This is a genomic window from Streptomyces luteolus (assembly GCF_029968015.1).
Classification (GTDB): Bacteria; Actinomycetota; Actinomycetes; order Streptomycetales; family Streptomycetaceae; genus Streptomyces; species Streptomyces luteolus.
In genome coordinates this window covers 1-13,409 of sequence record NZ_JASCIS010000029.1, presented here as the reverse complement: position 1 = coordinate 13,409, position 13,409 = coordinate 1, and the positions used below count along the sequence as shown (strand labels likewise).

The following is a 13,409-nucleotide window of genomic DNA, read 5'->3' as shown; positions in this document are numbered from 1 at the left end:
CCGTGCATGACGTCATCCGTCCATGCCCTCTGGCATCCATGATGCGTCTGTCCAGGTCCGGCTTGTCCAATCCATTGTCCGACGTGCAAGACGCCACACCGAGCCCGGCGCGGGACCGAACGTTTCCGGCGCACCCGGCGTCGTAGGGGAAACGCAGGGCGGCGAAGGGCGGGGGGATGCTGCGCGGAAGATCACGTCGGAGCGAGGCGGGTGATGAGCGGACCGACCCGCTGAGCGCGGCCCAGGAGGGCCGGGTACGGGCCGTCCTCGCACTCGGCGGTGTGCCGCGGTCCGAGCTGCCGGACGGCGTCCAGCAGGTACGGCTCAAGCTTCTGGAGCGCGCCGCGGACGGCCGGGAGGCGCCGCGCGACGTCTCCGCCTGGGCCGCCGTCGTCGCCTCCAACCTGGCGATGGACTGGCACCGGGCCAGGGCGCGCCAGGAACGCCTCGGCGAACGGCTCGCGGCGCTGCGCCAGGAGTCGGTGGCCGGGTCGGTGGAGGAGTCCCAGGTGTGGTCGCTCACCCTGGCCGAGGGCCTGGACGACCTGACGGCCGTCCAGCGCCAGGTGCTCGTGCTGCGCTTCTACGCGGACCTCCCCGTCCGCGCCATCGCGCACGAGCTCGGTGTCCCCGAGGGCACGGTCAAGAGCCGCCTGCACGCGGCCGTACAGGCCCTGCGCGCCCGGCTGCACGAGGACGAGGTGGTGTGACGTGAGCCCCAGGGACCACAGGGAACACAGGGACCGCAGGGACCACAGGGACCCCAACGACCCGCCGGCCGATCCGCTGATGGCGGCGATCACGGGCGAGGACCCGCCGGACGAGCTGCGCGCCGACCCCGCGTACCGGGCCGCTGTGACGGATGTCGCACTCCTGCGCGCGGAACTGCACCGCCTCGGGGACGCGCTCGGCCGACCACCGGAGCCCCTCCCGCCGCCCCGCACCCGCACCCGCCGTACGGCACTCTTCGCCCTCGCCGCGAGCTGCGCGGCCGCCCTCCTCGGCGGCACGATCTGGCTGTCCGCCGCGCCGGGACGGGAGGGCGGGCAGGGCGCCGGGGGCGCAGCGATGACCGCCGAGGGCGCCATCGCCTGCGCCCGGCTGATCGTCGAGGGCACCGTCGTACGCGTCGACTCGCTGCCCGGCGCTCTCCAGGACCGCATCACGCTCGACGTCACCCGCTCGTACAAGCCGGAGAAGCGGGGCGGCCACGAGGTGTCGTTCGTGATGGACGTGAACGTCGACCCACGCCTTCGCCCCGGCGACCACACCCTGGTCCTCGTCCCGCGCGGTTCCGTGCACCCCAGCCACTGGTCCACCGGCGAGGATGTGGCCCGCGAGCGCGCCTGGATCGAGCGGGCGCTGCCGGGGGCGCGGGAGATGACCTGCGGCTGGCCCCGAGACGACACCCGCCCCGACGTGTGACGGGCCCCGGACGGCTCAGCCGTCCGGGGCCCGCGTGCCGCCTGTCGCCGTCAGGGCATCACGGCGTCAGGGCGCCAGAGCGTCAGGGCAGCACCTTCTCGATCCGCACACTCCCCGAACCGGCGACCGTCCCACGGGAGTTGAGCACCTGCACCTCGCCGAAGAACTGCCGCCCCTCGGGCGCCGCGCCCGCGACCACGACCTCGGCGCCGATCTGCGCGCTCGCCCCGTTGGCCAGCTTCAGCGGCTCGCCGGAGTCGACCTTCACCTCGCCGAGCGACGGTGCGAAGTACACGTCGAGGTAGTCGTAGGCCGTGGACCCGGACGGGACCGAGTAGCCGTCGACGATGACCGTGTACGTGCCCGGCGCGGGCTTGGCCAGGCTGACCGCCTCCTCGGAGTCGCCGTCCGCCGCCTGGCCGACGACCCTGCCGTCCTTGACGACCGTCAGGTCCAGGTCGGTGGTCTTGTCGGCCGGGTTGCCGATGGCGACGTCCAGCTTCTCGGCGCCCTCCGGCACGACCACGGTGGTCTCCTGCGACTCACCGTGCTTGATCGTCGGGCGGGCCGCCTTGGACGAGCCGAGCGGGCCGCCCTTCAGCTCGCCGTCGACGGCCGCGTACCCGTTGGTGACCTTCCACTCGACGGGCGCCGCCTCGCCGATCTTCGCCTCCGGCACGGTCTGCACGGCCGGGTCGAAGGCGACGCCGAGCAGTGAGACGTCCAGCTTGTACGGGTTGTCGAGCCGCGGCGACGTACGCCGGGACTCGACCTCCAGCTCCCACACGCCGGGCTGCGGGTCCGCGTACGAGCGAAGGTCCGGGCGGCAGGTGTTCGCCGGGTTCGCGTAGTTCGGGTAGCAGTTGACCGTGGAGGTCGGGTCGACCGGGACGCCGTACGGGTGCAGCGAGATGAACCGCGTCTGGCTGCCCTTCCGCAGGCCGCCGAGCGCCACTTCGAGGGACTTGGCGCCCTCGGGCACGGTGATGAAGTACGACTCGGTGCTGTTGCGCTGCACCGAGCCGCGCGCCTCGAACGCGTACGACGGCTTCTTCAGGTCGTGCGCGACGACGACGGTCGACATGATCTGCTTGTCGGTGCCCTCGGTGCGCGGGTCGTCCAGCTCGACGATGGCCGAGTGGACCCCGGCGGTGCGGGGCTTCGCCGTGACCTTCACGGTGACAGGCTTGTTCAGCGGCAGCGCGATCCGGCTGCGGCTCGCGAGCCTGAACGTGCCGTCGTTGCGGGCCAGTTCGACCTTGTGGGTCAGGGTGCGGTCGGGCCCGCTCGTACGCGTCACGGTCACGTCGTACGTCTTCTTCTGGCCGGTCCGCAGGCCGCCCTCACGGTCGTAGATGCCGGTGCCGGACTTCTTCAGCTCCTGCTCAAGGGCCGTGTCGACGGGCGCCTTCACGTCGTACGAGTGTGCCTTCGCGCCGTCCTCGATGGACTCCCAGGCGTCCACGACGTCCATCAGGCCCGCACCCTCCTGGTGCGGCTGGAAGCCGCGGATGTGGTGGGCGGTGGAGGTGAGCGCGGTGCGCAGCGCGTTCGGGGTGAGCTCCATGCCCTTGCGCTTGGCGGCCGAGATCAGCAGCGCCGAGGCGCCCGCGGCCTGCGGCGAGGCCATCGAGGTGCCCTGCAGCATCGAGTACCCGGCGGGCAGTTCGTAGCCCGCCTCGGCGACCGGGCTGCCGGGCAGCCAGGTCTGCGTGGTGTTGATGGCGGCGCCGGGCGCGGCGAGCGTCGGCGTGAACCCGCCGTCCTCGCGCGGGCCGCGGGAGGAGAACGGCAGCATCGAGTAGCGCTGCTCCACCACCGAGCCGTAGTTGGCGGCCCACGTCTCGCGCGAGATGGAGGCGCCGACGGAGATCACCTTGTCGGCGAGCGACGGGTCGCCGATGGTGTTCACGCCGGGGCCGCTGTTGCCCGCGGAGATCACCAGCTGCACGCCGTATGTGTCGATGAGCCGGTTGTAGAGCTCCGTGCGCGCGTTGTTGCCGTCGTTCAGCGCGGGGAGGCCGCCGATGGACATGTTGACGATGTCGACGCCGCGCAGCGTCACGAGGTCGATCATGCCCTCGGTGAGCGCGACGTTGGTGCAGCCGCCGCTCCAGGTGCAGGCCCGCGAGGAGACCAGCTTCGCGCCCGGCGCCGCACCGTTCATCCGGCCGCCGAACAGGGAGTTGGCGGCGGTGATGCCCGCGACATGGGTGCCGTGCTCGGACTCGATGATGCCGATGTTGACGTAGTCGGCCTGGTCGCCCGCGGCGTTGTACGTGACGTCCTTGCGGATCTCGACCACGAACGGCACTCGCTCGACGACGTCCGTCTCCGGCTTGTCCTTGCCGAAGTAGCCGACCTGGAAGCCGTCCTTGTACGGCTTCATCGCCTCGTCGTCGGTGAAGTCCGCGTCGTCGTTCAGATCGACGCGCACGGTCCCGGACTCGGCGTCGTACAGCACACCCCACTTGTCCGTGGTGTCCCCGTCCCGGTTCAGGTCGCCGTTCGCGTCGCCGCCCGTGGAGGCGGACTCACGGAACCAGTTGACCTGGTACGAGCCCTCGGGGGCCGTCCAGCTCCGCCCGTCGAAGGTGAACGTGGGCCCGGCCGCGGGGGTGTTCATCCGGCGCCAGGTGCCGTCGCCGTCGATGACCGGGTCGGTGGCCGTCACCCAGTCGACGATCTTCCGCTCGCCGGTGGTGGTCTTCTGCAGCGCGGGGTGTCCGAGGTCGACCCCGGAGTCCAGGATGCCGATGGTGACGCCCCGCCCGTCCGCCTTCGGGTTCTTCCGGACGAACTCGACGGCACCGGTCTCGAAGGACGGGTTGTACGGGTTCTTCGCCGGGGTCTTCTTGCCGGGCGCCGGGTAACTCGCCCCCTGGTCCGCCGACTTGGCGCCCTTCGCCCGGTCGGCCGCAGGCGTCGGGTCGTCCAGCTTCACCTCGTGGCGCAGGTCGATGCCGTGCACGGAGGAGAGCTCGGCGGCGCCCTCGATCGCGGCGTCGGCCCGCTTCGTGGGCACCGTGGCGCGTACGTACCCGAGCTTGTCGTAGGTACGTCCCACCGAGCCGCCCTCGACCGAGTCGAGCTGCTCGGCGACCTTCTCGGTGGCGCCGGGCGCGGTGGCGACCATCATCGTGACGGTCTTGTCCCCGTCGGCTATCGCCTCGTCGAGCAGCCGGGCGTCGGAGGCGCCCAGCTTGTCGCCGGGCGAGGGGTCGGACTTGGCAGCGGGGGCCGGTCCGTCGGCGGCGAAGGCGGGCATGGGCGCGGTCGCGGACAGCGCGGCCGCGAGAGAGGCGGCCATGGCTATCCGAGCCGCACGTCTCGCACCTGGTCTTGAGGTCATCTGCATCCCTGTGCTGAAGGAACGGTCCGCAATTCGGGACCGGATGACCGCATAGCTTTACGCAACTGACCTGCTTTTGGGGAGAGTTCGCCAAAAAGTGACCATCGAGTGATCGGTATCGCCGTGTGGCCGTAACGTTCGGGGATGCGTGAGGAACTCCGGGTGGCGGCCTACGCCGTGTGCGTACGAGACGGACAACTGCTCCTGGCCCGCCTGTCCGGCGGCGAGGCCGACATGCGGTGGACGCTGCCCGGCGGCGGCATGGAGCACGGCGAGGACCCCTACGACACGGTGATCCGCGAGGCCGAGGAGGAGACCGGCTACGAGGTCGAGCCGGTCACCCTCCTCGGCGTCGACTCGATCCGCCGCCGCTACCCCCGCAAACTCGGCACGTTCGCCGACTTCCACGGCCTGCGCCTGGTCTACGAGGCCCGGATCACGGGAGGCACCCTGCGCCACGAGGAGTCCGGCTCGACGGACAGGGCGGCGTGGCATGACCTGGGGGCGGTGGGGGAGTTGGCTCGGGTGGGGTTGGTGGACGTGGGGTTGCGGTTGTGGCGCGCCAACAAATTGAGCCCCTCCGGCGATTGAGGAGCGGGGTCTGGGGCGGAGCCCCAGTTCCGGGAAGGGGCGGGGCGGGGAGAGAAGCCCGCCGCAGGCGCCCCCCACCCGCACAGCCCGCGCGACCCCCGATCGGCCGCCCCCGTTGCACCCGCGTTCACACACAGGCCACCCCCGGTGCCAAGCATCCAAAGGACCGCAGCCGCGAACGCACCGCACCCGGGGAGACCGCGCCATGCCGCGCATCCGCTCTGTCGCCGCCAGCCTCGACCGCCGTTCCTTCCTCGCCGCCGCGGGTGCCGTCTCGGCCTCCACGGGCATCGGCCTCGCCGTCGGCCTCAGCGGCGGTGAGGCCAACGCCGCCCGCCCGGCCGCCGCCCGCCCGGAAGCCGGCACCGCGCTCACCTCCCGCAAGGCCCCCGCCGCCCCGCTCACCCCGTACATCAGCGGCACCACCCTGCACAGCACCTCCGCGCCCCGCCCCGCAGGCCAGGGCTATGTCCGCCTCGGCGAAGGCCCCGGCTGGGAGCGCGTCGTCCGCACCGACCTCGCCGCCCCCGAGTCCGGCCGCGCCGACCGGCGTACCGCGCTCGCCGCGTTCGTGCAGTTCACCGACCTGCACATCGTGGACACCCAGCACCCGCTGCGGTACGAGTACGTGCGCGCCGAGACGTCCAGTGCCTGGCGGCCGCAGGAGACCCTGTCGGTGGCGGGCGCGGTCGCGCTCGTCGAGCGGGTCAACGCGCTGCGCGGCGCGCCCGCCACCGGCGCCCCGCTCAGCTTCGTCATGACGACCGGCGACAACACCGACAACAACTCGCGCGCCGAACTCGACTGGTTCCTGCGGACGATGAGCGGCGGCAGCGTCACCCCCAACACCGGCGACCCGCGCCACTACGAAGGCGTCCAGGACAGCGGCCTCAAGCAGTACTGGCACCCGGACCGCGCCGACTTCCGCGACGCCGACAAGCAGCTCGGCTTCCCGGCGATCCCCGGCTTCCTGGAGGCGGCCACCCGCGAGGTGCGCAGCCCCGGCCTGAACCTGCCCTGGTACTCGACGGTCGGCAACCACGACTCCCTGCCCGGCGGCTGCTACGCATCGGGCGACGCGTGGTTCCACGAATTCGCGGTCGGCGGCAAGAAGCTGATGTCGCTGCCCGAGGACCGCGCGGCCGCGTTCTGGAAGAGCGTGAAGAAGGGCCGGGACCCGAAGGGCGAGCAGTTCCGCGAGCTGATGCGGACCGAGCGGAAGCGGCTGCGCTCCATCACCCCGGACGCCTCCCGCGCCCCGTTCACCCCCACCGAGTACGTACGCGCCCACCTCGACCCGGCGTACGCGGGCCCCGGTCCCATCGGCCACGGCTACACGCGGGAGAACGTGGACGCGGGCACGCAGTACTACGCGTTCCGCATCGCCGACGACGTGCTCGGCATCAGCCTCGACACCACGGACCCGGCGGGCCACTACGAGGGCTCCCTCGGCACCGCCCAACTCGACTGGCTGGAGCGGGAGTTGACCCGGGCCGAGCAGGACGGCTCGTACGTCGTCGTCTTCAGCCACCACACCAGCACCAGCATGCGCAACCTGCGGCCCGACCCGGACCGGCCGCGCGAGGCCCGGCACGGCGGCGAGGAGGTCCTCGAACTGCTCGGCCGGCACAGCCGTGTGCTCGCGTGGATCAACGGCCACAGCCACCGCAACAGGATCACCCCGCACGGCTCGTTCTGGGAGATCACCACCGCCTCGCACATCGACCACCCGCAGCTCGCCCGCGTCGTGGAGCTGGTCGACAACCACGACGGCACGCTGTCCGTGCTCACCACGCTCATCGAGTCGTCCGCCCCGCACCGTACGGATCTCGCCGATCTCTCCCAGCCCGGACTCGGCGCGCTCTACCGCGAGCTGGCCTTCAACGCCCCCGGTCGCAAGCCGGATCTCGGCGGCGACCGGGACGACCGCAACACCGAACTCGTCCTCCGGAAGGGCTGATTCCGGCCCCCTCGGGCCCTGGCCGATCAACCCCTCGGCTCTGTCCGGAGTCCTGCCCGCCAAGAGGAGAACCAACAGAACAAGGAAGCAGGGGGACTCTCATGGCAGTACGTACGGTGCGGACCGGCCTGGTGGGACTCGCGACGGTGGCGGCGCTGACGGCGACCGCGTTCACCTCGCCCGCCCAGGCCGAATCCGGCGGGGGGCACCGGGCGACGCAGAAGGCGATGGACGCGGCCGTGGCGGCGGGCGTGCCCGGAGTGGCGGGCCAGGCGCGGGACGCGCACGGCACGTGGAAGGGCACCTCAGGTGTCGGCGACCGCGAGTCCGGCACGCCGCGCAGCGCCCACGACCGCTACCGGATCGGCTCGCTCACCAAGACCTTCGTGTCGACGGTGCTGCTCCAGCTCCAGGCGGAGGGCCGTGTCGACCTGGACGACCCGGTGGAGAAGTGGCTGCCGGGCGTCGTCCACGGCAACGGCCACGACGGTTCGAAGATCTCCGTACGCCAACTCCTCAACCACACCAGCGGAATCTTCAACTACACCGCGGACCCGGACATCGCGCGCAAGTCCTTCACCACGGACTTCCTGAAGCACCGCTACGACACGTACGAGCCCGAGCAGCTCGTCGCCGTCGCGATGCGCCACGAGCCGACCTTCGAACCGGGCACGGACTGGAGCTACTCCAACACCAACTACGTCCTCGCCGGAATGATCGTCGAGAAGGTCACCGGGAACTCCTACGCGGACGAGATCGAGGACCGGATCATCGACCGCCTCGACCTCGACGCCACCAGCCTGCCCGGCACCGACCCCACCGTGGCCGAGCCGAGCAGCCGCGCCTACTCGAAGCTGGCGCCAGCGGACCAGGACGTGCCGATCCACGACGTCACCGAGATGAACCCGTCCGTGGCGGGCGCGGCGGGCGCGATGATCTCCGACTCGGCCGACATCAACCGCTTCTACTCCGCCCTGCTGCGCGGAAAGCTGCTGCCCGAGCGGGAGTTGAAGGAGATGAAGGCGACGGTCCCGACCGGGGACGACGCCCCGAACCTGACGTACGGGCTCGGCCTGATGAAGATGGCCGGCCTGTCCTGCGGCAAGGAGATCTGGGGCCACTCCGGCGGCATCAACGGCTCGGGCACGTACGGAGTGACCACCGAGAACGGCCGCCACGCCCTGGCCTTCAACTTCAACGGCGACTGGGCGGGGGACGCGGGGCCGATCATCGAGGCGGAGTTCTGCGGCGAGTAGCGGCCGCGCCGGAGGGGCTCAAATTGAGCCCCTCCGGCGATTGAGGAGCGGGGGTCCGGGGGCTGGCCCCCGTGGCTGTCCGCAGGACTTTCGGGAAGGGGCGGGGAGGGGATGAAAAAGGCCCCTACCTCGGCAGCACCACCACATAAGCCGCCGGATCCCGATCAGCCGCCGCCATCAACGCCGTCCGCACCACCGTCGCCTGCTGGTCCAGAGCCCCCCGCAGCTTCGCGGGCGTCAGATGCACCACCGTGATCCCCAACTGCTCCAGGTGCTCACGCCTGCGCACATACTCGGACCACTCGTCCTCCGGCGCCGCCCGCATGTCCAGCTGCACGGCCACGGACTGGTCCGGCCAGAACGCGTCGACCCCGCAGAGGTGCGGGCCGCCCGGCAGGCGCAGGTCCACGTTCCACACCGGGTCGGGCAGCCCGAACTCCCGGACCAGCTGGAACAGCCGGTCCTCCGCGACGGCCCGGCCCTCGGCGAGCAGCGACTCCACGGCGTCCACCACGTGCGGCCGATCGAGGAGCCGGGCCTGCTCCAACTCCCGCACGATCGCGGCCGGTTCGCAGTGCCCCTCGCGTACGGCCTCGGTGAGCAGCCGACGCACCGTGCCGCCGTCGGTGAGCCGCTCGACCGCGTCCGCGAGCGCCCTCGGCACCGGCGCCACATGCACCCCGGCGATCTGCTGCGGCCGCGGCAGCGCCGCACTGCGCACGATCCGCGCGCAGCCGGTGGAGCGCAGGCGCCGGGTGCGCGGTACGAGGACGTCGATCCGGTCGAGGGAGCGCAGCGGGGGAGCGGAGGGGAGCTGGTGCAGGGCCAGCGCCGCGAGGCCCGTGATCATCGCCTCCTCGTACGGCAGCACCGCTCCGTCCTCCACCGGCCGAGGCGCCTGCTGCGGTACGGGGCCGGGGCCCGGCGGCCGTCGCGCGTAGAGCAGGACGGCGTGCAGCCGCTCCTCGCTCGTCGGGGGCCCGGGATGCGGCAGGAAGACTCCGGGCAGCAGCTCCTGCGGGGGTGAAGGGCGGTGCGACACGGGGGAGTTGTGGTTCATGACGGGCAGATTCCCGGGCTCACCGGGCCCGCTAACCGCTGTTACGACCCCGTTGACGAACGCGGACAAGCCCGCCCTAAAGCTCTCGCTGGGGCGGACCGAAAGGCGCAGGTCCATTCGGGGGTTACGGGTGGGCGTTCACCTGACTTGTCACAAGTTCGCGCCGTCGCACAAACGGGGGTCCGGGGCACGGCCCCGAACCCCCGTTCCGTACGAGGACGTACCAGGACTACGCCCCCGCGTCACACGCCTGCCCGCGCAGTACGCGCGCGAGGTCGTCCCGGGCCTCCAGGACCAGCCTGCGCAGCGCGGGCGCCGCATCCGCGTGGGACGCCAGCCACGCGTCCGTGTCCGCCAGCGTCCGCGGAGAGTCGAGCAGCGCCGGGAACATCCCCCGCACCACATGCATCGCGATCTGGATCGACCGCTCCTCCCACACCCGCTCAAGCACGTCGAAGTACTTCGGCGCGTACGGCGCGAGCAACTCCCGCTGCGACGGCTGCGCGAACCCGGCGATCGTCGCCTCGACCAGCGCGTTGGACAGCGCGTCCGACTCCACGACCTGCGCCCACGCCTGTGCCTTGACCGCCGCCGAGGGACGCGCGGCCAGGCACCGCACCTGGTGCCGCTTCCCGGACGCGGTGTCGTCGCGCGCCAACTCCGCGCCGAGCGCGGCCTCGTCGGCCCGGCCGTGCGTGGCGAGCGGTTCGAGGAAGGTCCAGCGCAGCTCCTGGTCGACGTCGAGCCCGTCGATCTTCGCGGTGCCGTCGACGAGCCCCTGGAGCAGCTGCAGATCGGCGTCGGCCGACGCCACCGAGGCGAAGAACCGGGCCCACGTCAGCTGGTGCTGGCTGCCCGGCTCGGCGAGCCGCAGCTCGCGCAGGGCGCCCTCGGCGACCAGCCGCCCGCCCTCCGCGCGCCAGTCCGGGGCGGCGTAGTGGGTGAGCGCGGAACGGGCCCAGGCATGCAGCATCTGCAGCACACCGATGTCGCTCTCCTGCCCGGCGAACCGGAGGAAGAGCCCGATGAAGTCCCGCGCCGGCATGAGCGCGTCCCGCGTCAGGTTCCACAGCGCTGTCCAGCACAGGGCCCGCGCCAACGGGTCGGTCAGATCCCCGAGGTGGGCGCGGATCGTGTCCAACGACCCCTCGTCGAAACGGATCTTGCAGTACGTGAGGTCGTCGTCGTTGACGAGGATCAGCGCGGGCCGCTCCTCGCCCGCCAGCTCCGCGACGACGGTGCGCGGACCGTCCACGTCGGTCTCGGCACGGGCGTACCGCACGAGCTCACCCTCCGGGCTCAGCCGGTACAGGCCCACGGCAACGCGGTGCGGCCGCAGTTGAGGGTGAGGGTGGCCCGCCGACGGAGTCGGCTGATCAGGCGCAGCGACCGCCTCCTGGAGCACGGCCAGCTCGGTGATGCGGCCCTCACCGTCGTAAGTGGCCAGCGGGGTGAGGGTGTTGACGCCCGCCGTCTGGAGCCACGCCCGCGCCCACTCGCCCATGTCACGGCCGGAGGTCTCCTCCAGGGCGGACAGCAGGTCGCCCAGCTCCGTGTTCCCGTACGCGTGCCGCTTGAAGTAGCGCCGCGCGCCCTCCAGGAACGCGTCCTGCCCGACGTACGCGACGAGCTGCTTAAGCACCGACGCGCCCTTCGCGTACGTGATCCCGTCGAAATTGAGCTTGGCCGCCTCCAGGTCACGGATGTCGGCCGTGATGGGGTGCGTGGAGGGCAGCTGGTCGGCGCGGTACGCCCAGGACTTGCGGTTGTTGGCGAAGGTGATCCAGCCGTCGGTGAACCGGGTCGCGCCGACCATCGAGAAGGAGCCCATGAAGTCCGCGAAGGACTCCTTGAGCCACAGGTCGTCCCACCACCGCATGGTGACGAGGTCCCCGAACCACATGTGCGCCATCTCGTGCAGGATGACGTTGGCCCGCCGCTCGTACGACGCCCGCGTCACCTTGCCGCGGAAGATGAACTCCTCGCGGAACGTCACACAGCCCGGGTTCTCCATCGCACCGAGGTTGTACTCGGGCACGAACGCCTGGTCGTACTTCCCGAAGGGGTACGGGTAGTCGAAGTGGTCGTGGAAGAAGTCCAGGCCCTGCTTCGTCACCAGGAACACGTCGTCGGAGTCGAAGTACGGGGCGAGCCCCTTGCGGCACATCGCGCCCAGCGGGACGGTGAGCCGCGTACCGTCCTCGAAGACGCGCTCGTACGTGTCGGTGACGTAGTGGTACGGACCGGCGACGAACGCCGTGATGTACGTGGAGATCGGCTTGGTCTCCGCGAACCTCCAGACCCCGTCCACGAGTTCTCCGACACCGTTGGACCACGCCGTCCAGCCCTCGGGCGCCGTGACCTCCATCCGGTACGGCGCCTTCAGGTCCGGCTGCTCGAAGTTGGCGAAGACCCGGCGGGCGTCGGCGGGCTCGTACTGCGTGTAGAGGTACACCTCGCCGTCCTCGGGGTCGACGAAGCGGTGCATGCCCTCGCCGGTCCGGCTGTAGGCGCACTGCGCGTCCACGACCAGCTCGTTCTCCGCGCGCAGGTCCTCCAGCTCGATGCGGGAGCCGTCGAAGACCTCGGACGGGTCGAGGTCCGTGCCGTTCAGGGAGACGGCGGTGACGGACGGGGCGATCAGGTCGACGAAGGTCGCGGCGCCCGGCTCGGTGCAGCGGAACCTGATCGTCGTCACCGACCGGAAGGTCCGCGTCCCGGTCTCGCTGCCCCCGATGGCGGACCGCAGGTCGAGGGCGACGTCGTACCCGTCGACGGACAGCAGGGCGGCCCGCTCACGGGCCTCGTCACGGGACAGGTTCTCACCGGGCACAAGCACTCCTCTTCGGCCTTGTTCGAGTGTTTCCCGATCCTGCCATGTGCGCGCGGGACCGGACATCCGGGAATGCCCGGGCCGCGCCCGCTGTTATCGGCCACTGGACGCGCACGACGGCTACTGGATTCCGTACGAGGAGAGACATGACGACCAAGGCGACGAACGACACGGTGATCGCCGACTTCTGGTTCGACCCCCTGTGCCCCTGGGCCTGGATGACATCGCGCTGGATGGTCGAGGTGGAGAAGGTCCGCCCGGTCACGGTCCGCTGGCATGTGATGAGCCTCAGCGTCCTGAACGAGAACCGCCTGGACGAACTCCCCGAGCACTACCGCGAGTTGCTTTCCACCGGCTGGGGCCCGGTCCGCGTGGTGACGGCGGCGCAGCAACTGCACGGGGACGAGGTCGTCGGCGACCTCTACACCGCGATGGGCACGCGGTTCCACAACCGGGGCGAGGGCGCGACCCGCGAGACGATGGCCGCCGCCCTGAAGGACGTGGGCCTGCCCGAATCCCTCCTCGACTTCGCCGACTCGGACAAGTACGACGAGGAGCTGCGGGCGTCCCACCACGAGGGCATCGACAAGGTCGGCCAGGAGGTCGGCACGCCCGTCATCGCGGTGCCCGGCGAGGACGGTGAGCAGGTCGCGTTCTTCGGCCCGGTCGTCACCCCGGCCCCGAAGGGCGAGGCGGCCGCGAAGCTCTGGGACGGCACGCTGCTTGTCGCCTCGACTCCGGGCTTCTTCGAGCTGAAGCGCACCCGCACGAAGGAGCCGGACTTCTCCAACCTGGACTGACCTCCAACCTGGACCTCAAGAACAGAAAGGCCCCCGAGAGTCATGTCCTCTCGGGGGCCCTTCCTCATTCCGCCCGCCCGGTGAAGGTTGAGAAGACGATCACGAGGTGGGGCGTTCTGGGGCTTGCTCGTC

General features: G+C 71.2%; 9 protein-coding genes. 6 read left to right on the top strand and 3 right to left on the bottom strand.

Annotated elements, in window-relative coordinates; all coding sequences use genetic code 11:
* Positions 1-176: 176 nt before the first annotated feature.
* Both QIT00_RS25350 and QIT00_RS25345 read left to right on the top strand, forming a co-directional pair.
* Positions 177-710 (top strand): RNA polymerase sigma factor, encoded by a 534-nt coding sequence (locus QIT00_RS25350; RefSeq protein ID WP_282537705.1) that lies wholly within the window; start codon positions 177-179, stop codon positions 708-710.
* 1 nt (position 711) lies between these two features.
* Complete coding sequence (locus QIT00_RS25345) at positions 712-1,425, top strand: hypothetical protein (protein WP_282537704.1); 714 nt, start codon at positions 712-714, stop codon at positions 1,423-1,425.
* A gap of 82 nt (positions 1,426-1,507) precedes the next feature.
* Here QIT00_RS25345 and QIT00_RS25340 read toward each other — a convergent pair whose 3' ends face one another.
* Complete coding sequence (locus tag QIT00_RS25340) at positions 1,508-4,735, bottom strand: S8 family serine peptidase (protein WP_282537703.1); 3,228 nt, start codon at positions 4,733-4,735, stop codon at positions 1,508-1,510.
* Positions 4,736-4,921: 186 nt separating this feature from the next.
* Between QIT00_RS25340 and QIT00_RS25335 the strand changes: the two genes are divergently transcribed.
* From QIT00_RS25335 to QIT00_RS25325, 3 genes are all read left to right on the top strand, one after another.
* Positions 4,922-5,368: an NUDIX hydrolase gene (locus QIT00_RS25335; protein WP_282537702.1), complete on the top strand. Its 447-nt coding sequence runs from the start codon at positions 4,922-4,924 to the stop codon at positions 5,366-5,368.
* A gap of 205 nt (positions 5,369-5,573) precedes the next feature.
* The gene (locus QIT00_RS25330; RefSeq protein ID WP_282537701.1) at positions 5,574-7,328 is read left to right on the top strand and encodes a TIGR03767 family metallophosphoesterase; all 1,755 of its coding nucleotides are present in this window, start codon (positions 5,574-5,576) and stop codon (positions 7,326-7,328) included.
* A 101-nt stretch (positions 7,329-7,429) separates the two neighbouring features.
* Positions 7,430-8,584: a serine hydrolase domain-containing protein gene (locus QIT00_RS25325; RefSeq protein ID WP_282537700.1), complete on the top strand. Its 1,155-nt coding sequence runs from the start codon at positions 7,430-7,432 to the stop codon at positions 8,582-8,584.
* A gap of 124 nt (positions 8,585-8,708) precedes the next feature.
* On the opposite strand, the gene QIT00_RS25320 is transcribed toward QIT00_RS25325, so the two are convergent.
* Both QIT00_RS25320 and pepN read right to left on the bottom strand, forming a co-directional pair.
* A complete protein-coding gene (locus QIT00_RS25320; RefSeq protein WP_282537699.1) occupies positions 8,709-9,644 on the bottom strand; it encodes a hypothetical protein in 936 nt (311 codons plus the stop codon).
* A 229-nt stretch (positions 9,645-9,873) separates the two neighbouring features.
* The gene (pepN, locus tag QIT00_RS25315) at positions 9,874-12,477 is read right to left on the bottom strand and encodes an aminopeptidase N (protein ID WP_282537698.1); all 2,604 of its coding nucleotides are present in this window, start codon (positions 12,475-12,477) and stop codon (positions 9,874-9,876) included.
* Positions 12,478-12,623: 146 nt separating this feature from the next.
* On the opposite strand from pepN, the gene QIT00_RS25310 reads away from it, so the two are divergent.
* Positions 12,624-13,277 (top strand): mycothiol-dependent nitroreductase Rv2466c family protein, encoded by a 654-nt coding sequence (locus tag QIT00_RS25310; protein ID WP_282537697.1) that lies wholly within the window; start codon positions 12,624-12,626, stop codon positions 13,275-13,277.
* Positions 13,278-13,409: the final 132 nt, after the last annotated feature.

Excerpts from the sequence above, each read along its gene's own strand:
- QIT00_RS25350 (WP_282537705.1), top strand. The coding sequence starts at position 177 with ATGCTGCGCGGAAGATCACGTCGGAGCGAGGCGGGTGATGAGCGGACC.
- QIT00_RS25320 (WP_282537699.1), bottom strand. The coding sequence starts at position 9,644 with ATGAACCACAACTCCCCCGTGTCGCACCGCCCTTCACCCCCGCAGGAG.
- QIT00_RS25310 (WP_282537697.1), top strand. The coding sequence starts at position 12,624 with ATGACGACCAAGGCGACGAACGACACGGTGATCGCCGACTTCTGGTTC.
- QIT00_RS25325 (WP_282537700.1), top strand. The coding sequence starts at position 7,430 with ATGGCAGTACGTACGGTGCGGACCGGCCTGGTGGGACTCGCGACGGTG.
- QIT00_RS25340 (WP_282537703.1), bottom strand. The coding sequence starts at position 4,735 with ATGGCCGCCTCTCTCGCGGCCGCGCTGTCCGCGACCGCGCCCATGCCC.
- QIT00_RS25335 (WP_282537702.1), top strand. The coding sequence starts at position 4,922 with ATGCGTGAGGAACTCCGGGTGGCGGCCTACGCCGTGTGCGTACGAGAC.
- QIT00_RS25330 (WP_282537701.1), top strand. The coding sequence starts at position 5,574 with ATGCCGCGCATCCGCTCTGTCGCCGCCAGCCTCGACCGCCGTTCCTTC.